Source organism: Shewanella sp. 10N.286.48.B5, assembly GCF_002874355.2.
Classification (GTDB): Bacteria; Pseudomonadota; Gammaproteobacteria; order Enterobacterales; family Shewanellaceae; genus Shewanella.
Map to the genome: position 1 here is coordinate 1,625,042 of NZ_MCVG02000001.1, position 20,335 is coordinate 1,645,376.

The window sequence follows — 20,335 nt, forward strand, 5'->3', positions numbered from 1 at the left end:
AGCGACTGGGGACAGCCGCTATCATTTACAGCTCGCTACTAGAACGTATAGCGAACCCCTAATCCATATCGCGCACCTGTTTGTGTTGTTTCAAACACTAATTGGCTTTGACGGCCATGCTTACGAACCACTTCTTCAGTAATGTTTATCCCTTCAGCAAAGACGGTAAGTCCTTCAACTGCTGGAATGTCATAACTGATACTGAAGTCAATTTGATAATATTCTTCAGTGTAGATAGGCGTGGTTAAATCGCCATTAACGCGTTTATCTGACAAGAACTCATCACGCCAGTTATAAGCAATACGCGCCTGCACACCGTAGTTATCGTAAAATAACACTAAGTTTGCAGTATCACTTAAGCCCACTAATGCTTCAGTATCTTCAAGTGAACTATCATCATATTGTAAATCTGAATCTACCATGGTGTAGTTTACAATACCGCCGAAACCCGTTTCACCAAATAAGTGTTGTACATTAAACTCAATGCCATCGATGGTATGTTCTGTGTCACCATTAATAGGCACATTTAAGTCAAATACGACTTCATCATCTGTTAATGGGTCGCCAGCAATCGTACCGCCATCTAACAAGCCATCATCATCAAAATTTGGTGTTACGTTTGGATCATCTGCATAATTTTCAAAAATATAAGTACGAATTTGCTCATTTGATGCGTTAGCACCTAAAGCTGCCACTGCCGCATTAAATTTATCACCACTCAAAGGGTTAGATAGATTGAAAATATTAGACTGTGTAGAGCCATAGCTAATCCAGTTAGACACGTCCTTTCTGAAATAACCCAAAGAAGCATAACTACCCGCATCGTAATACCACTCTGCAGACAAGTCATAGTTAATTGACTCTAATGGTTCTAAGCCAGGATTCCCTGAACTGCCAGAGTACCCACTTAAATTACCACCCGTATTAATGGTCGTTCCACCTAACAGCGAGTTATAACCCGCACGTGAAATTGTTTTACCTACTGCTGCGCGAACGCGTACATCTTCGGTCACATCTAAGTTAAAGTTAATGTTTGGTAAGAAAATATCGTAGTCAGCACTTTGCTTTAGAGTTTCAATACCTGTTTGCCCCGTGATAGAGGTGGATGTGTCTTCGTTCCATTCAACGCGGCTATAACCCGGCGCCGAAGCTGTCGAGACTACATCAGTTTGTTCATAACGTAGACCGACATGTACGCTATATGGCATATCAAACATTTCACCTAAGAAATTAGCTTGAATGTATGCTGCGGTGGTTTCTTCTTCAGTAAAGCGGTTGGTATCAGCATCCCAATTCGTCGAAGCACAGAATTGGCCTTCTCCATTAGGACCTGCAGCAGCGCCAGAGGCGGCCTTACAATCACCATATAGACCATCAACATTAGCGATAGGATCGGCATATTCTGCAGCACTGATGATCTCATCAAAGTCAGCAAAGAAAATACGATTAAATAAATCGTAATCACTTTGGGTTGGAGTACCTTCAAAATCACCAGCGGTACCTGTATCATCAAATTTGTCTAGGATGGTATCTTCAGTCCAATTAATATCCTCGAAGTCACCTTCTTCACCGACGCCCCCCCAATCTGGGCGTTGCACTTGAGTATGACGATAGCGGTTATTCACAGTGTTAAGCGAAACACCAAAATCAATACTTAAATCACTGTTAAAATGGTATTTACCATCTAATTGAGTTTGATCAATTTCTGACGTGTATTTGTCATTGGCAAACCAACTTCCTGATAAACGCATGGTACTAGGGTTAAAGTTTTCGATATCGCCTACAGCAATGCCCGGTAAACTGCCCGTTAAATCAAGGCCGGTACGGCTACGCGTATATGACGGTAATTGCACGTTGTTACGAGTACCGTGACGTGGATCCGACGCTTTCATGTTGGCTTTAGAGCTATGATGATCTAGCGTTAACACTAAATCTTCTGTTACCTGCCAATCAAGGTTTAAGCCAATTGAATCAGTAACCTCTTCACGACCCCAAGCACCTACAGTTAATGAAGTATCTTTTAAATCACCAGGGCTGTTGATGTCATAAATTTCAGAATAAATTAATGGCACAGCATTGGGCTCACCCGTCCAAACCGATTCACTGCGATCGCCAGCATAGTTAAACCAAACTGAAGCATCAGTATGTTGTTCTTCAATAGTATTTCTAAAAGTGGTGTAATCAAGGGTTGCGGTAAAGTTTTCAATTGGACGATATTGTAATGTTAATTGGCCATTGATACGTTCGCGTTGACGTTCTTCCATGACATAGCGTGGCTGTTGTGGGTTTGAGTAAATACCCATAGTTGGACGATTAGTTCCGCCTTCAGCACCTGCTGGTACGCCGCCCCAACCTGTGTTGCTAGCGTCACTGGCACGATAGCCTTGATCGGCTAAAAACTGTTTCATACCACTTTCACGTTCTTGATAACTACCTGAAATAGCAATACCAAAAGTATCATCAGCAAAAGTTTGTGAATATAAACCGCTAAACTCAGGAGTAACCCCACCTGTTTCAGTCGAAGCATCATCTACAGCTTTACCTGAAAGACTGGCTGTTAGACCGGGTGCATCTAGTGGTTTATAAGTACTTAAATTAATCGTTGCACCAATACCACCAGTAGTAATGCTGGCATCAGAGGTTTTATAAACTTCAACACCGGATACACTTTCGGCAGCGACATTGGCAAAATCAAACGTACGACTCCCTGTAGTATTAGGTAACTGTCGTCCATTTAAGGTGATAAGATTTTGTGCCGAGCCAAAACCACGCACAGTCACAGTACTACCTTCACCGTTAGAACGGTCAATAGAAACACCAGTAATACGTTGCAGTGACTCCGCTAAGTTAGTATCCGGAAATTTACCAATATCTTCTGCAGAAATGGCATCAACAACACCTTCGGCTTCGCGTTTTAGATCCATTGAACGGATTAAACTGCCACGAATACCTGTCACTTGAATCACTTCGACGTCATCAGCTGCTTCTGCAGCATAACTGCTATGTGTCGCAGACATTGAACTTAATCCTGCTAGAATTGAAGTGGCTATTATCTTTTTATTAAACATCTCATTCTCCCCTCGCTTCGTTATTGCCAAAATGGCAATGACTCCTTTTTCAATTAATTACTCCCCAGAAGTAACTAACCGTTTGATTTAAAAATCCAATAAAGAGTACTAACAAAGACTGCAATCGATTCGTATGTTATTAAATCGTTAAATTCAATATAAAGCTATAGTTTGTCGATTCTCTGCTCATTATTGCGTATTTAAATGTGTAAACTTTTCGTTAATCTTTACCTGTATTATTTAAATCTACTGGTCAAATTGACCATAACTTATTTAGACAAATAAAAATGTTGCTATCCCGCTTTATACAAAGCATTACTCATATGCTGTTATGGTTATTATTTGACCGTCTGAATCATGGTGTAATTGTGTTTTTTTCACACAACGCAAATGTGTTTGACCCGACGATAAACTGGCATCATGGTAGAATAAAAACCACTTTCCTTGATGCTCCACAATTGAATGATGGTTAGTCCAACCTAAAACGGGATTTAATATCACACCTTGATATACAAATGGCCCATAAGGATTATCACCAATACCATAAGCAATATTATGGGTATCTCCAGTAGAGTATGAAAAATAATATTTCCCACTATGTTTATGTACCCAAGACGCTTCAAAGAAACGACGTTGGTTATCAGCTGTGGTGATTGGATGACCCTTTTCATCGACAATAACGATGTCTTGAACCTCTTCGGCTAAAGACAACATATCATCTGATAACTTTGCCATTTTGGCTGGCAATGCAGCTTGCTCATCTTCAGGGTAACTGTCTTGCAGACTAAACTGGCCTTCATGCCAATTTTGTAATTGCCCGCCCCATAAACCACCAAAATATAAGTAATAACTGCCATCATCATCTTCAAAAACAGCCGGGTCTATACTAAATGAACCTTCAATATAATTATCTTCAGCAACAAAGGGGCCTGCTGGTGAATGGCTTGTTGCTACGCCAATTCTAAAAATACCTTGTAAATCACGAGCCGGAAAATAAAAATAATAAGCGCCATTTTTATGAGCAGCATCTGGCGCCCACATTTGCTTACTCGCCCACTTAACATTTTCTACACTCAAAGCAACACCATGATCAATCACGTCATTAGTATCATTATCAATAGATAAAACATGATAATCTTTCATGGCAAAATGATCGCCATCGTCATTAATTTGAGTATCAGTTTCTATATCATGTGAAGGATAGATATATATTTTATCCTCAAACACATGAGCAGAAGGATCGGCTGTATATATATGAGATACTAATGGTTCATCCTTCTGTTTAAATGAATGAGCATTTTCAATATCCAATTGCTGCTTCCTTTCAGCATCACTTACTTCTTTATTAATCATGGTTTCCCTTTTCTATTTAACCTTAGCACCCAATACAACACCAAGATTTCAACGAATACTTTTAAATTAACAATTTTCAATAATTAAAAGTAACTAGCTGCATTTTGTTTCAAGTAGATTTAATTGAATTTTTTTAACTTCCATTTCTGTTAAACGATATTTACTAATGACAAATAAACAGATGATGGTGCACGCAATAGGTATTCCGGCAAAGGCCAATAAAATGCCTGACAATGTATGTTCAGTTTGTACTTCATTAGGGACATAGTCATACGCAGACAATATCCAACCAGCTAATGCGCCACCAATAGCAAACCCAAATTTAATGGCTAACAAATGCCCTGAAAAAGTGATAGCCGTTAAACGTTTACCCATTTTCTCAACGCCGTAATCAACAGTGTCAGCAACCATTGAAAACATAATGGGCGTTATGATCATATGGGCAAAGTTGGCGATGAAGTAAGCAATAAAGATAAGTGCTATTTGGTCACTGCCTATGACATAAAATAATGAATGTGAAATTATCACTACCACTAATGCCACCTGAAACAGGATCTTTTTCTCAATAAACTTAGACAGGAAATTAGTCGATATCGCACCAAGTACTGAACCCACTGCTGCCAATGTTAAAAAATTCGATAGCAGCGATTCATCACCGATGTAATATTTAATATAATGCGGTGCAACAGATGCTCGAATACCGATAAGAATTAACGTCGCTAGACTAATAATGGCAATGACTAACCATTGATCATTTTTAAATAACTGAAAGAAATCTTTAAAAATACTCTGAGTCGAGCGTTTACTCGCATCCGTGTTAGTGAGTGTTTCTTTGGTCATTGCAAAACACATTAAGAAACAGATAGCGGCTAATGTCCCCATGAAAATCATTGCTAATGGATAACCTACAGCATCATTCCCTTGACCAAAATATTCGACTAACCTTGGTATTGCCCAAACAATAACCACCAGCGCAGCCATCGCCATGGCAAATCTAAAAGATTGTAAAGAGGTCCTTTCTTTAGGATCTGAAGCCATCACCCCACCTAAAGCACCATATGGAATGTTAATTGCCGTGTAACATGTCATTAGCAGCCCATAAGTCACGTAGGCATAAATCAACTTACCCGTACTATCAAAATCAGGGGTGATAAACGCTAAGCAGGCTAAAACGCCATAAGGTACTGCTAACATTAGAATGTATGGACGGTATGAGCCCCAACGAGTACGAGTTCTATCTGCTAGACCGCCCATGATAGGGTCAGTTAATCCGTCAAAAAGCCTAACCGATAACAATAAGGTTCCGGCTGCTGCAGCTGAGAGACCATAAACATCGGTATAGAAAATCAACATAAAGTTGGCGACCATTTGAAACACGATGTTACTTGCAGTGTCTCCTAGGCCATAGCCAAGCTTTTCTTTAATGGTGAGTTTCTTATTCGTCTTTTCCATTACCATTACATTCCAATTAAAGGTTATAGTCACAAACACTATATCAATTAATTAACATTGTAAACAGCTTTAGGTAATTATTAACAGGGTGTAAAAAAAGACAGCGATTGCTGTCTTTGATGGGGTAGCAAAACTTATGTTTTAGTATTCAAAGGTATAACCGAATTGCGTCAGCTTTTCATAAACATCAATGTCAAAACGGTACAATGCGGCAGCGCGATGTGCCACATTACGTTGTTTTTCTTTGCAATCTATCAATAAATCCATCTTTAAAATTTTTCGACGAAAGTTAGGTTTGTCTAAGGTTAAACCCAATATAGATTCATACAATTCTTGCAGTTGTAATAAAGTGAACTTCTCAGGTAATAGACTGAAACCTAAGGGTTCATGTCTTACTTTGTATTTTAAATGATTTAAGCAGCTGGCGAGAATGTTGCCATGATCAAACATTAATTTAGGGACTTGTCTCACATCAAACCATTCACACTCAATAGCATTGGCACCATGAGCTAAATCAGTGTCATCAAAACGCACTAATGAATAAAAAGCAATGGTAATAATACGTCTGGCAGGATAACGGTCAACATCACCAAATGCACCTAGCTGATCTAAGTACAAGTTTTCGACACCCGTGGTATTTTTAACGACGCGAGATGCCGCCGTTTCAAGATTCTCATTACTGCGTACCCAGTGTCCAACGAGCCCCCACTGGTTAGTTGCAAGCCCTTGATTGTATTTAACGAGCAATACTTTTAGCTTACCTTCATGCAGGGTAAAAATAAGATTATCAACGGTTAAGTTACTAATACAATCAGCTGGAATCGTTTCTTCATTAATAACTTCGTTTATAAAGTTCACGGGGGGTATCCAAATAATAGAGCAAGCAATGTGATACAACTTGAGGGGATGTAGCAGTCAATAGCTAGCTAAACACCCTATTCTAAAGTCATACACAACAGAAATTTATAAAACACTTTACTCATCAAAATCATAATTGTAAATGACTGATACAATTTCAATTTATACTTTGAGAGACTGAAAAGTTAAATGTTGAGTGCATAAACACCCAAGTGTAAACGTGTGTTTATGCCTCCAAATTTTTGATGTGAGTATTGTTAAAACCAGTTTATTAACACTTTTAGTCGTTTACGTGTTCGCTTTACTCGACTCTCTTTGGATAATAGTAAAGTCTAGAATGTTGCGTAGTTGAGTGCCTTTTAGATCAGAAAAGTCTTTATTTTTATTAGCGGTAAATAAACTCACCGCTAACTTGGCCATGTCATTGATAGGTTGCCTAACCGTAGTGATGTTTGGCCATACAATCGTAGCAAGCGTTGTATCATCAAAACCGACAACAGATAAGTCATTAGGGACATTCAGCCCTTGGTTTTGGGCAATTGATATGACTGCGGCAGCCATATCATCATTAGCTGCAAAGATAGCGCTAGGTTTATCAGTTAACGACAACATTTTCTTCGCAGCTAACATTCCAGATTGATAGCTAAAGCAACCTTGCTCTATGTATTCCGGTGGGGTATTTATTCTATTTGAACGCAGTGCATCTAAATAACCTTGATAGCGTAAACGACTAACCCCTTGCTTCGGATCACCAATAATATGGCCAATTTTATGATGACCTTGTTTTATTAGTGTTTCCGTTAAATCAAAAGCGGCTTGATAGTCGTCCATACAAATATAGGGTGAAACAGTTAATTGACTATCCGGCGCGACTCTTACAAACGGAACATTAGCCCGTTGTAAACAATCAATTATTTCCTTTTGGTCACAAACCGGAGGCAGTAAAATTATTCCATCCACTTTGGTTTCGTTAATCAGATCATTTACTGATTGCAGTGTTATATCAAGGTTATTGTCTGCTTCATCTACCACGAGGTGAAACCCTTTAGCACGACAGTTTTTCAATGCACTTAACAAAAACTGGCTAATATAGGCATCACTTGGATTGTCATATATTAACCCGAGTAAATAGGATTTATTACTGGCTAATCGACGTGCAGATTCATTAGGTCGATAGTGTAACTGCTTAGCCACAGCTAGCACTTTACTGCGAGTATTATCACTGACGTTAGGATCTTGGTTTAAAACCCGCGATACTGTCATCATTGAGACACCAGCTGCTAATGCGACATCCTGTATGCGTGCTTTTTTTACCTTACCCATAACTTGCCTACTCATCATTATCAGGTCAAAAATATAAACAGCTACTCACGTACTTCATAAATATATCGTTAATATTAAAAAACTTAATGATACAGAAACACTAACCTTAAGCCTTAAATAAGCGCCTTAACCTTGGCTAACTGTACTTGAAACAATAAGCTATGTTGATGGGTAACCACTGCACTTTCAGCCTTGCCCTGCTTAATCAGTCGGCATGCTTCATCTGCCTCAAAGTGATAACCTAATGATTGTCTATCATCACTAAAACTTTCGATTAAATCATCAAGATGAAATAAATGACATTCTTTCGCTCTAAATGCATCAGGGATCAAGATGTAACCCTTATCGCCAATAAGATAAGCATTATTACCCAATCGACATTGAAATGAGGTTGCAAGACTGACCATCACATCATCGCTTTTGCCAATAATGATGACATCATCTTCCACACCTGTTTCGCAGACATGTGCTTGAACATAGAGATTATCGATATCAGACTGTAGGAAGTAATCTGCAATTGCCAAGGGATAAATTCCCATATCCAATAAACAACCACCCGCCAATTCAGCATTATATTCTCGGCCATCTGGGTTAAACGGCACGGGATAACCAAAATCAACTTTAATGTGCTTAAGCTTGCCAATTCGGCCATCATTTAACCATTGCTTAGCTTGTTGCATCGCAGGTAAAAAGTAAGTCCATAAGGCTTCCATCAGCAGCAAGCCTTTATCTTGGGCTAAGGTGACCAAAATTTGGCATTGCTCTGTTGAAACTGTCATCGGTTTTTCGCACAGTACATGCTTTCCAGCAGTCAACGCATCGAAGGCTTGTTGAAAGTGAAAATTATGTGGGGTGCCGATATACACAATATCAACCTTTGGATCATCAAATAATGCTTGGTAGCCTTGATACGCTTTTTCAACCTGGTATTGCTTGGCAAATTCATCGGCATCAGTTTGCTTTCTGGCTGCTACCGCATATAAATGGCTATTCTCAGAAAAGACTAAGTCCTGACAAAATAAAGCTGCAATCCTTCCTGCGCTAACAATCCCCCAATTTAGCTTGGCCATACTTTACTCCCTTTATATTCATCAAATTGCCTTATCAAAAGCGATTTATCGCGCTGTAAAACCTGCGCTATCTGCTATTAACTCGATTAACAGCCAACCAAAGTTAACATTAATGAAACAAAATACACTTGATAGATTTAAAACTCAATGATAATGTTAGCGCTAACAAAAAATAGAAACTCATAACAACGGATAGAATTATGTACCTTGGAATAGACTTAGGAACCTCTTGTGTGAAGGTCATTATCTTAGACAATAATGATCAGTTGTTAGCACAAGCCAGTTCAGCACTGACAATATCTCGTCCCCACGACCAATGGTCAGAACAAGATCCAAATCATTGGTGGCAAGCTACCTGTTCAGCGATGGCAGAGCTTAAAACCCAAAAGCCTGAATTACTCAAAGCGATTAAGTCTATTGGTTTGTCAGGTCAAATGCATGGGGCGACTTTACTAGATAGCGACAACCAAGTTATTCGTCCGGCGATATTATGGAATGATGGTCGAAGCGAAATTCAATGTAAAACCTTAGAAGAAAATGAACCCAACTCGCGTAATATTACCGGTAACATTGCGATGCCAGGCTTTACTGCACCAAAGTTGTTATGGGTAAAAGAGCATGAACCTGAAAACTTTAACAAAGTATCCAAGGTATTATTACCTAAAGATTTTTTACGTTTCAAAATGACTGGGGATTTTGCATCAGACATGTCTGACTCCGCAGGTACCCTGTGGTTAGATGTCAAGAATCGTTGCTGGTCTGAAGCGATGCTAACGGCAACTTCTTTAAGCATTGAACATATGCCGCAGCTATTTGAAGGCACAGATATAACAGGCAAGTTAAGCCCGAATATTGCCAGTTTATGGGGCATGGATTCTGTGCCTGTTGTTGCTGGCGCGGGTGACAATGCCGCTGGCGCAATTGGTATCGGCGTGATTAAGCCAAACCAAGCATTTTTATCTCTAGGCACGTCTGGCGTTTATTTTGTTGCAAATGAGCAATATTTACCTAATCCAGATAACGCTGCCCATACTTTTTGTCACTGTTTGAGTGATACCTGGCATCAAATGTCGGTGGTATTAAGCGCGGCAAGTTGTTTGAGTTGGGTGACAAAACTAACAGGTTATGGCAATGAATCAGCCCTACTAGAACAAATCGCTAAATGTGATTTTAGTCAGCCAAACTCAGTGTTGTTTTTACCTTACCTTTCTGGTGAACGAACCCCGCACAATAACCCCAATGCCAAAGGCGTTTTCTTTGGTTTAGACCATAACACCACTGCTGCCAGCCTTGGCCGCGCAGTATTAGAAGGTGTGGCATTTGCTTTTGCTGATGGTCAACAGGTGTTACTAGATGCGGGTGCAACCATTGATGAAATTACGGTTATTGGCGGTGGTTCAAAAAGTCGATTATGGGGAGATATTCTTGCTAGCGTATTGAACCGTTCACTTTCATACCGTGAAGGCGGTGAAGTCGGACCGGCATATGGCGCAGCAAGGTTAGCAAGAATTGCTGTAGAACAGAGTCCTCTTGAATCAATCTGCACCAGTGGCAAGCTTGAACACCTGGTATTACCTAACCCTGAAATGCAAGTTTATTACGCCGATCAATATCAAAAATTTAAAGCCTTATACCAAGCAACCAAACATCTATTTTAATAATTAAACCCTTAAATAGTATTAAATTAACTAAAAGAAACGGAGTCAACATGAGCGAACAATTTTTTAATAATATCGAAAAAATCAAATACGAAGGCGAAGCCAGTAAAAACCCTTTAGCATTTCGTTACTACGACGAAAATCGTGTCGTTCTTGGTAAAACAATGAAACAACATTTGCGTTTTGCCGCTTGTTACTGGCATAACTTCTGTTCAACGGGTTTTGATATTTTTGGTGAAGGTACCTTCGATCGCCCTTGGATCCAACCTGTAGGTGATCAACTGGCTCTAGCTGAACAAAAAGCCAAGGTTGCATTCGAATTTTTTGAAAAGCTTGGTGTACCCTATTTTTGCTTTCACGACACTGATATTGCTCCTGAAGGCGCAACGTTAAAAGAAAGCCATGCTAACGTAAACCACATTGCAGACATTCTAGAAAAAGAAATGCAACGCACTGGCGTTAAATTACTTTGGGGTACTGCTAATCTGTTTTCAAATAAACGTTTTTGTGCTGGTGGTGCAACCAATCCAAACCCTGAAGTGTTTGCCTATGGCGCAGCTCAAGTGAAACACGCAATGGAAGTGACTAACCGTTTAGGTGGTGAAAACTACGTGTTATGGGGCGGCCGTGAAGGGTATGATTCACTACTGAATACTAACTTAAAGCAAGAAAGCGAACAGTACGCACGCTTTTTAAAAATGGTAGTAGAACATAAACATAAAATTGGTTTTAAAGGCACTTTGTTAATCGAGCCTAAGCCTCAAGAACCGACTAAGCATCAATATGATTATGACACAGCAACCGTAGCGGGCTTCCTACACAAACACGGTTTACAGGACGAAATCAAAGTAAACATCGAAGCAAATCATGCAACATTAGCAGGCCACAGCTTCCATCATGAAGTTGCTGTCGCATGTGCTGAAGGCATTATGGGCAGTATCGATGCTAACCGTGGTGACATGCAAAATGGCTGGGACACAGACCAATACCCTAACGATGTCGCTGAATGTACCTTAGTAATGTATGAAATTTTAAAATCGGGTGGTTTTACTACTGGCGGATTAAATTTCGACACTAAACTTCGTCGTCAGTCATGTGAAAATGATGATTTATTCCATGGTCACATTGGTGGCATGGATACCATGGCTAAATCTCTGCTTAATGCTGCACAACTTATTGAAGATGCACCGTTATCTTCATTTGTAGAGCAACGTTATGCCGGCTGGAATAAAGGCCTAGGTAAAGATATTTTTGATGGACAACATAGCCTAGAAAGCTTAGCGAAAGTCGTCCATGAACAGAATATCAATCCTACATCGGTTTCTGGACGCCAAGAATTACTTGAAAATGTGGTTAATCGCTATATTTAACATTGAATTCTATCAAGCCCCTATTTTGAGGTTTAAATGAATAAAAAATAGGCCATCTTAATATTAAGATGGCCTATTTTTCTAACGCTGACTTGTTAAGTGTTAAATAGTAAGAGTTAAATCGCTAATGCTTTTCTTGATAATCAAAATAGTTAAACTCAGCCGCAATATTTGCGCCAGTTAAATCTTGGCAACACATCCCAATAAATGCACCAGTAAAATTAGCGCCTTCACCCTTTCCTGCTTCATCAGAAATAACACTGTAATCTAATTCACAGATGGGTAACCACACGTCCTTCTCGACCGAATAGCTAAAGGTCAGCAGCTCATTATCAACTTCAGCCCTAAGACTCATAGTCTCGCTGCTAATTGGCACCCGTTGTTGATAAATGGGAAAGTCTGCTTTTAATGATTCATCACCCAAACAGCTCATGACATCGATATGTACGCCTTTGTCATCATCATATGACACATACAAATAATGAAACTTATGCGCATTGTAATAGCAAATTAACCCTGCTTGTTGTTGAAAACTCGTCGGTGTAAAGCGTAATTGCGTTTGTGCCACATAGGATAAATGTTGTTGCCTTCTCGCAATAAGCGCTTGTTTAAACGTACTACCTACAGAATGTTTTCCGTATAATGTCAACACACCAGGCTTATCCGTTAAACTATAAAAACATTCAGGATTTGGAATCCTCAACCATTGATAATGGCTGGGTAATACCGGGTTTGAAAAATCATCATAGTGGGAAAAATCTCGATTGGGCTTAACGCTCAAGCCAACAGGGTTAACCTCAGCGTACACTTCACCCGATGCCAATCTAAACCAAGCATCATCATGTAATATTAATGCTTGAATACCGGTTTCTCGTCCTAGTGGGCTGCGCTTATTACCGTCATTGAGCTTAAGTGGTCGAGACAGCAAATGCGTTAAATACCATTGCCCTTCTGGCGTTTGTACTAACCCACCATGACCCGTTCGCTGTAAGGGTTTATCGAGATGATCTTTAGACGTCAGCACATGTACATTAGGATCAAGCTCATATGGCCCCGCTATGTGCTTAGCACGTGCAAACGTGCAAGCATGTTCGTAACTAGTGCCACCTTCTGCCGTTAATAAATAATAATAATCATTTATCTTATACAAATGTGGCCCTTCTGTAAGGCGATGAGGGCTACCAGCAAATATATTAACTGCTGTGCCAATTAACTTTTGCTGTTTGTGGCAATATTGCTGCAATACTATCCCTGCAAAGGGATGTTTATTTGGTCGATGATCCCACAGCATATTAACTAACCATTTACTGCCATCGTCATCATGAAATAATGATGGGTCAAAACCACTGCTATTTAAATAAACCGGGTTACTCCATTCACCATCAATGGTGCTACACGTCGTTAGATAATTAGGGGTATCTTTAAAATTTCCATCAAATCGTTTTACATTGGTATAAATGAGATAGAACAAACCTTCCGCATAACTCAAACAAGGCGCCCAGATACCACAGGAGTCAGGACAACCTGTCATATCCAGTAGTGCAGCCCGATTTAATGGCCTACTCACTAATGTCCAATTAACCAAATCCACAGAATGGAAAATTTGAACTCCGGGATACCATTCAAATGTCGACACGGCAATGTAATAGTCATCCCCTACTCTGACAATACTGGGGTCGGGATGAAACCCTGGTAAAATTGGGTTTATTTGTTGACTCATAAGCAACCTGTTTTGTAACGACAAAGTTAAAAAGTGAGTTATTTTATATCACACAACAGTTGTTAGCGCTAACACTAGAGGTGGAGTTATTGCTAAAAAAGCTTATTTTTCAATGTTCATTCACCAAAAAACTGACATATTAATTGCTTTTATATCAACTAAATAATTACTGTTTAATAGACTCTACTGAATGATACATGTGTCATATAACGGATAGGTTTAGGGCTAAATTTGGTTGGCGTGTATGTCGGACTTTTGCTGATATTTAAGAAAATGGAAATCGTTAGTATTGATGAAAAAGTGCCGACAACAGACTAGCTTTTAAAGGCATTCTTTCTGTTTGAATTGATCGTAGAAATGATTGTTTAAGTAATCGTTTAACTGATTGTTGCTGTGATTATTTAAGGGGGATTTACTTAACCAAGATGTGTGATAAACGCCTTCATTTTCACATAAAGGCGCTTTCAACTCATGCTGCGAGACATTAAGACTAACGTTACGCTTGATCATAACCATTAGGATTAGCTGATTGCCAGCGCCAGGTATCGACCATCATTTGCTCTAAACTACGCTTTGCTTGCCAGTTCAATTGCTGATTAGCTTTTTGCGCGTTGGCCCAAAATGCAGCTAAATCCCCTGCGCGTCTTGGACTGACTTCATATGGAATGGGTTTATCAACCGCTTGTTCAAATGCCTTCACAATATCGAAAACCGATACGCCATTACCTGTACCTAAGTTGAATGCCTCAACGCCAGTAAAGCCGGCATTATTGTCTAACCAGTTCATCGCAGCAACGTGACCCTCAGCCAAATCCATCACATGAAGATAGTCACGTTCACAGGTACCATCTTTAGTTGGATAATCAGCACCAAAAATACTTAGCTTGTCACGTTTGCCCACCATAACTTGAGCAACATAAGGCAGAAGATTGTTAGGAATACCTTTTGGTGACTCACCAATTTGGCCGCTTTCATGGGCACCAATAGGATTAAAGTAACGTAATGATACCCCTCTAAAATTACTGTTTGATACAGCAAAATCTGCCATCACCCGTTCGACCATTACTTTAGTTGCCCCATAAGGGCTTGAAGGTGTACCTAACTTCATGGTCTCAACATAAGGCACATCATTTTCTTCGCCATAAACGGTCGCAGATGAGCTAAAGATAAAGTTATGAACATTATGTTCGGCCATGGCTTCCAATAAACACACAGAGCCGTGAACATTATTTTGATAGTACTCAAGTGGAATTTGCGCTGATTCACCGACCGCTTTAAGGGCTGCAAAATGGATCACGGTTTGAATATCAAATTGCTCAAAAACTGCGGTTAAAGCCTGTTTGTCACGAATGTCACCTTCTATAAAAATTACCGATTTCCCAGTTAATGCCTCTACTCGCTTAATTGACTCAATATTTGAATTAAACAGGTTATCAAAAACAACGACATTACAATTGTTTTCTAGCAGTGATAACACTGTATGTGAGCCGATATAGCCAGCACCACCGGTAACTAATACGTTCATTACTGTTCCTTGTGTGAAAGATAAAAATGAGCATTTATAATCAGTGATTTTGAACCTTAGCACTCAAAATTACTATTAAAAATTAGCTTCATGAGCGTAAATCAGCACAATATGTTAATGAATGTGGTTTTATTACCTATTTTTTTCCTTACCAGCCTCACATTTAAACCCGGTGTATACATTTACAACCTTGCCAATACTTATGTGACAAGCTCGTTTAACGTTATGAATCACTATCAAAAAATGGGACTTTATATGCACAATTGTCGCTATAGGTAATAAGTAAACTGTCAGTCTCGAAACATTTGAAACATTAAATTACACATTGTTACCACTTACAGTTAACAACTGTATTAACATCTCCATATAATGTCGATAACTCATTTGCACACAAGCGCGAAAGGTTTGTGTTATCTCTTCAAAAAGGATGTCCCGTGGCGACCACAATGCAAAAAGTATTTCCTTTCTTAATTATAGGTTCTGGCATTGCCATAACAGCGGCGTTAGTTGCCATGAAGCAACCACCCGAAGAAAAACCACCAGTAGACACGACCCCGCTTGTATCAGTACAAAGCATTGAATATAAGCCAATGACATTTACGGTTAGCTCTTATGGGGTTGTTAACCCTAAGTATCAAACTGAATTAGTGGCACAAGTGAATGGTGAAATCACCTACCTTGCAGAAGCCTTTGTAAAAGGAGGCTTCGTCAAAAAAGGCCAGATACTCGCCAAAATAGATCCAAGTGATTACGAATCAGCATTACTTGATGCACAAGCTGAACTGGCATCAGCTAAATCAAACCTAGTGCTAGAAAAAGCCACTGCAGCAGTAGCCGAACGTGAATGGGCTGAGATTACCGATAGTAAACCTAGCGATTTAAGTTTACGTAAACCTCAATTAGCCAAAGAAATCGCTAAGTTGAAAAGTGCTGAAGCCGGCTTACATCGTGCCCAACGTAATTTAGAACGTTCAGTGATTAAAGCACCTTATGATTCGTTAATCGCCAGTCGTAATATTGGCTTAGGCACTTATGTTGGCAATGGCGCATCAATTGGCACCTTGTATAACACTGAAATTGCTGAAGTACGTTTGCCACTTGCAGATAAAGAAATGCAATATCTAGACAGAAAAGGCGCTAATGCTGAAGTAAGTTTGGTGGGTAACTTCGCCGGTGAAAAACAGCAATGGCAAGGCACGATTGTCCGTAGCGAAGGTGTGATTGATAGTAAGAGTCGTATGACTTATTTAGTCGCTGAAATAAATGACCCTTATGCACTTAAAGGTAACCATAAAGAATTACGTTTTGGCACCTATGTCACAGCACATATTGGTGGCACACAAGCTGGCAGCGTTGCAATTATTCCCCGCCACCTGATTGTAAACGGTTTAGTTGCGGTCATGGATGCAGAAATGAAACTGCGATATTTACCCGTTAATATTATTCGCCAAGACGGCAGTAACGTGATTATTTCAAGTGGATTAGAAGATGGGATGAATATTATTACCTCGGCACTTGATTACCCTATTGAAGGCATGTCAGTAAAGTTACCTGAAGATAAGATTCTCCAGCAAGATGCTATTGAAGGTGACGACATTATTAAATCAGCAATCGCCATCAAAGATAAGGAATAATCATGGAAGACACCCATAAAGGTTTGATTGCTTGGTTTGCCCGCAACAGTGTGGCGGCAAACTTATTAATGATCATCATATTACTTGGTGGCTTACTGACAGCAAACACCATACGTAAGCAATTCTTCCCTGCAGTTGAAATTAACTGGATTGAGTTCAGCGCCGTTTATCCGGGCGCTGCGCCCCAAGAAGTTGAAGAAGGCATTACGGTCAAAATAGAGCAAGCTTTAGAGACTGTTCAGGGCTTGCAGCGGGTTATTACCTATTCTAATCGTAACCAAGCCTCTGGTTATTTCAGAATTGAAGACTCATACGATCCGCAAATTGTATTGGATGAAGTTAAATCAGAAATTGACTCAGTATCAACATTCCCAGCAGGCATGGAGTTTCCGAAAGTTGAGCGCATAAAAATACGCCAAGAAGTGATGTATTTAAGTTTATATGGCGACTTATCTCAACGACAACTCAAAGACTTAGGCGAAAAAATTCATCAAGAAATCATGCAACTGCCTAATGTAAATATTTCAGAATTCTATGGCGGACTTAATTACGAAATCAGTGTCGAAGTCAGTAAAGACAGACTCAGAGAATTTGGTCTTAGTTTTAACGATGTTGCAGAAGCTGTACGTGGTTATTCCCGTAATATGTCAGCGGGACAAATTAAAGCTGAAAATGGCTACATTAACTTACGAGTAGAAAACCAAGCGTATGTCGGATATGAGTTTGAAGATTTACCCTTATTAACCTTGGATGACGGTACTAACTTATTACTGGGAGACGTTGCGACGGTCAACGATGGCTTTGAAGAAGGCATTCAATATTCTAAATTCAATGGCCAAAATGCTGTCACCTTTTTTGTTGGCGCCGCTAAAAACCAAAGTATCACCGATGTTGCCGATACTTTAAAAAAATACGTTACTGACAAACAGGCTATTTTACCAGACGGTGTGACCTTAGAGCCTTGGGTTGATATGACCTACTACCTTGAAGGTCGTTTAGATTTAATGCTCGATAGCATGAAAACAGGCGCATTATTAGTCTTTATCATGCTGGCGTTATTTCTGCGAGTGCGGTTAGCGTTTTGGGTAATGATGGGCTTACCCGTGTGTTTCTTAGGTACGCTATTATTTATGCCAATGGGCTTTATTGATGTCACCATCAATGTCATCAGTTTATTCGCCTTCATACTGGTATTGGGTATTGTGGTCGATGATGCCATTGTGATGGGAGAAAGCGCCCATACTGAATGTGAAGAAAACGGTCAAAATATCGATAGTGTTATTCGCGGGGTTAAACGGGTCGCCATGCCGGCAACCTTTGGGGTATTAACCACCATTGCAGCGTTTTTACCGATCACCTTAGATGACGGCCCTTCATCAGCCTTTGGTCAAGCCATTGGGTTTGTGGTTATTTTGTGCTTAATCTTTTCATTAGTGGAATCAAAGTTAATTTTACCGTCACATTTAGCGCATATGAAAAAACCTAAAGTTGTGCAACCGGGTTCTAAAAATCCGTTAGATTGGTTAAGAAATATCGTTAACTTTATTCAAGGTAAAATTGAAACAAACCTAGCGAATTTTATTGCTAATGTTTACCGCCCTAGTCTAACTGCTGCAGTAAAATACCGTTATTCAGTTATTGCGACCTTTGTGATGTTAATTGTTATTTGCGCAGCCCTTTATATAAGCGGCTTAGTACGCTTTATTGGGCAACCTAAAATCCCCCATGATTTTCCTCGTATCACCTTGGAAATGAATGTCGATGCCGCAGAAACCGCAACCCTTAATGCCGCCCATGCCATTGAATCTGCCCTGCGTACTGTTGAGAAAGAGCTTGAATCTCAATATGGTCAAGGCATGATTGCAGAGTTACAAGTTGAGCTTCAAGGTCGTACAAAAGCAGAAGTGAGGACAAAACTGGTCGACCCGGTATTAAGACCCATTAATACCTTTGAAGTGGCTGAATTATGGCGCCAAGCGATGCCAAATATCCCAGGAGTTAAATCTTTCACCATCCAAGATAGTTTATTTGGTGGTGGCCGAGATGATGGTGATATTAGTTTCCGACTAGAGGGTAACGATGAGGCGCAATTAATTGCTGCATCGAAGGAGTTAAAAGAAAAGTTAGGTACTTTAAAAGGGGTGAGTGACATTAATGACAGTCGTCAATCCTCTGCCAAAGAAGTGCAATTTGACTTAAAACCTTTAGCCCACAGTTTAGGCCTAACCCTGGCTAATATTGCTTCACAAGTCGGTAATAGCTTTTACGGACTTGAAGCACAGCGGATTATCCGTAACGGCGAAGAAATCAAGGTGATGCTACGCTACCCAGAAGAGCAACGTAACTCTATCGCCCTCGTTCAGGAGGTGTTGATTAAAACGCCTCAAGGTGCTGAATTACCCCTGTCTGAAGTCGCTAATATAAACGTAGTTCAAGGCGTGAGTAGTATTCGCCGTGAAAATGGTAACCGAACCATTAATGTATGGGCCTCGGTTGATGCTGAACAAGCTGAGCCATTTAAACTCGCCAAAGATATTCGTGATAATTTCATTCCGCAATTATTGGCAAAATACCCTCGAGTGAAAAGTGAGGTTTCTGGCAGTATTCAGGAGCAACTTGATAGTGCCGATACCCAAATGCGTGATTTTATTATCTCTATGTTGGTGATATACAGCTTATTAGCGATACCGCTTAAGTCATACGTGCAACCCTTTATGATCATGTCGGTGATCCCATTTGGCGTGATTGGCTCAATGCTTGGCCATATCATTTTAGGTATTGATTTAAGTAACCTTTCTGTATTCGGGATTATTGCCGCTGCAGGTGTGGTGGTCAATGACTCACTAGTGATGGTGGATTATGTGAATAATTCCCGAAAACAAGGGGTTAAACTCAATGATGCGGTAATTAACGCTGGTTGCAGACGTTTTAGAGCGATTATGTTGACCTCTTTAACGACCTTTATTGGTCTAGTGCCAATCATGACTGAGACCAGTATGCAGGCACAAATGGTGATACCAATGGCCGTATCACTGGCGTTTGGGGTGTTGTTCGCAACAGTGGTAACACTGTGTTTAATCCCTTGTCTTTATATAGCAATTGAAGATACGCGGATTTTCTTGAGAGGTTCTTGGAGACATTATTTTCCATTAACAGCTGAAGAGCATAAAGCAGAGTTAGCCAGTCAAGCAGTAAAATAATCGGTTAACAATGTGACCAACTTAAAAGCGAAACAGGATGTTTCGCTTTTTTATTGTTTTAATTTCAGTTAATTGCATTGATAATTAACTAAAATACTTGTTAA

General features: G+C 39.8%; 12 protein-coding genes. 4 read left to right on the forward strand and 8 right to left on the reverse strand.

Features of this window, described 5'->3' with window-relative positions; translation table 11 throughout:
- Window positions 1-38 precede the first annotated feature (38 nt).
- From BCU57_RS07075 to BCU57_RS07100, 6 genes are all read right to left on the reverse strand, one after another.
- On the reverse strand, window positions 39-3,068 hold the full coding sequence (locus BCU57_RS07075; RefSeq protein WP_102435445.1) for a TonB-dependent receptor: 3,030 nt from the start codon (window positions 3,066-3,068) through the stop codon (window positions 39-41).
- 315 nt (window positions 3,069-3,383) lie between these two features.
- Complete coding sequence (locus tag BCU57_RS07080; RefSeq protein WP_102435447.1) at window positions 3,384-4,421, reverse strand: glycoside hydrolase family 43 protein; 1,038 nt, start codon at window positions 4,419-4,421, stop codon at window positions 3,384-3,386.
- Window positions 4,422-4,514: 93 nt separating this feature from the next.
- Window positions 4,515-5,873 carry an MFS transporter gene (locus tag BCU57_RS07085; protein ID WP_102435449.1) on the reverse strand — a complete coding sequence of 453 codons (1,359 nt, stop codon included), beginning with the start codon at window positions 5,871-5,873 and terminating at the stop codon, window positions 4,515-4,517.
- A gap of 141 nt (window positions 5,874-6,014) precedes the next feature.
- Entirely contained in the window at window positions 6,015-6,722 is a 708-nt protein-coding gene (locus BCU57_RS07090) for an NUDIX hydrolase (RefSeq protein WP_372000266.1), read from the reverse strand.
- A 297-nt stretch (window positions 6,723-7,019) separates the two neighbouring features.
- Complete coding sequence (locus BCU57_RS07095; RefSeq protein ID WP_102435453.1) at window positions 7,020-8,054, reverse strand: LacI family DNA-binding transcriptional regulator; 1,035 nt, start codon at window positions 8,052-8,054, stop codon at window positions 7,020-7,022.
- A 113-nt stretch (window positions 8,055-8,167) separates the two neighbouring features.
- On the reverse strand, window positions 8,168-9,124 hold the full coding sequence (locus BCU57_RS07100; RefSeq protein ID WP_102435454.1) for a Gfo/Idh/MocA family protein: 957 nt from the start codon (window positions 9,122-9,124) through the stop codon (window positions 8,168-8,170).
- Between the two features lie 200 nt (window positions 9,125-9,324).
- Here BCU57_RS07100 and xylB point away from each other — a divergent pair, with 200 nt between their 5' ends.
- On the forward strand, window positions 9,325-10,782 hold the full coding sequence (gene xylB, locus BCU57_RS07105; protein ID WP_102435456.1) for a xylulokinase: 1,458 nt from the start codon (window positions 9,325-9,327) through the stop codon (window positions 10,780-10,782).
- 50 nt (window positions 10,783-10,832) lie between these two features.
- Window positions 10,833-12,152 carry a xylose isomerase gene (xylA, locus tag BCU57_RS07110; RefSeq protein ID WP_102435458.1) on the forward strand — a complete coding sequence of 440 codons (1,320 nt, stop codon included), beginning with the start codon at window positions 10,833-10,835 and terminating at the stop codon, window positions 12,150-12,152.
- 124 nt (window positions 12,153-12,276) lie between these two features.
- Here xylA and BCU57_RS07115 read toward each other — a convergent pair whose 3' ends face one another.
- Together BCU57_RS07115 and galE are read right to left on the reverse strand one after the other, a co-directional pair.
- On the reverse strand, window positions 12,277-13,872 hold the full coding sequence (locus BCU57_RS07115; protein WP_102435460.1) for a glycoside hydrolase family 43 protein: 1,596 nt from the start codon (window positions 13,870-13,872) through the stop codon (window positions 12,277-12,279).
- Between the two features lie 496 nt (window positions 13,873-14,368).
- Window positions 14,369-15,397, reverse strand: a complete 1,029-nt coding sequence (galE, locus tag BCU57_RS07120) for a UDP-glucose 4-epimerase GalE (protein WP_102435462.1) — start codon at window positions 15,395-15,397, stop codon at window positions 14,369-14,371.
- 434 nt (window positions 15,398-15,831) lie between these two features.
- Between galE and BCU57_RS07125 the strand changes: the two genes are divergently transcribed.
- Together BCU57_RS07125 and BCU57_RS07130 are read left to right on the forward strand one after the other, a co-directional pair.
- Window positions 15,832-17,031 (forward strand): efflux RND transporter periplasmic adaptor subunit, encoded by a 1,200-nt coding sequence (locus BCU57_RS07125; RefSeq protein WP_102435464.1) that lies wholly within the window; start codon window positions 15,832-15,834, stop codon window positions 17,029-17,031.
- Between the two features lie 2 nt (window positions 17,032-17,033).
- Window positions 17,034-20,231, forward strand: a complete 3,198-nt coding sequence (locus BCU57_RS07130; RefSeq protein ID WP_102435466.1) for an efflux RND transporter permease subunit — start codon at window positions 17,034-17,036, stop codon at window positions 20,229-20,231.
- The last annotated feature ends 104 nt before the right edge of the window (window positions 20,232-20,335 follow it).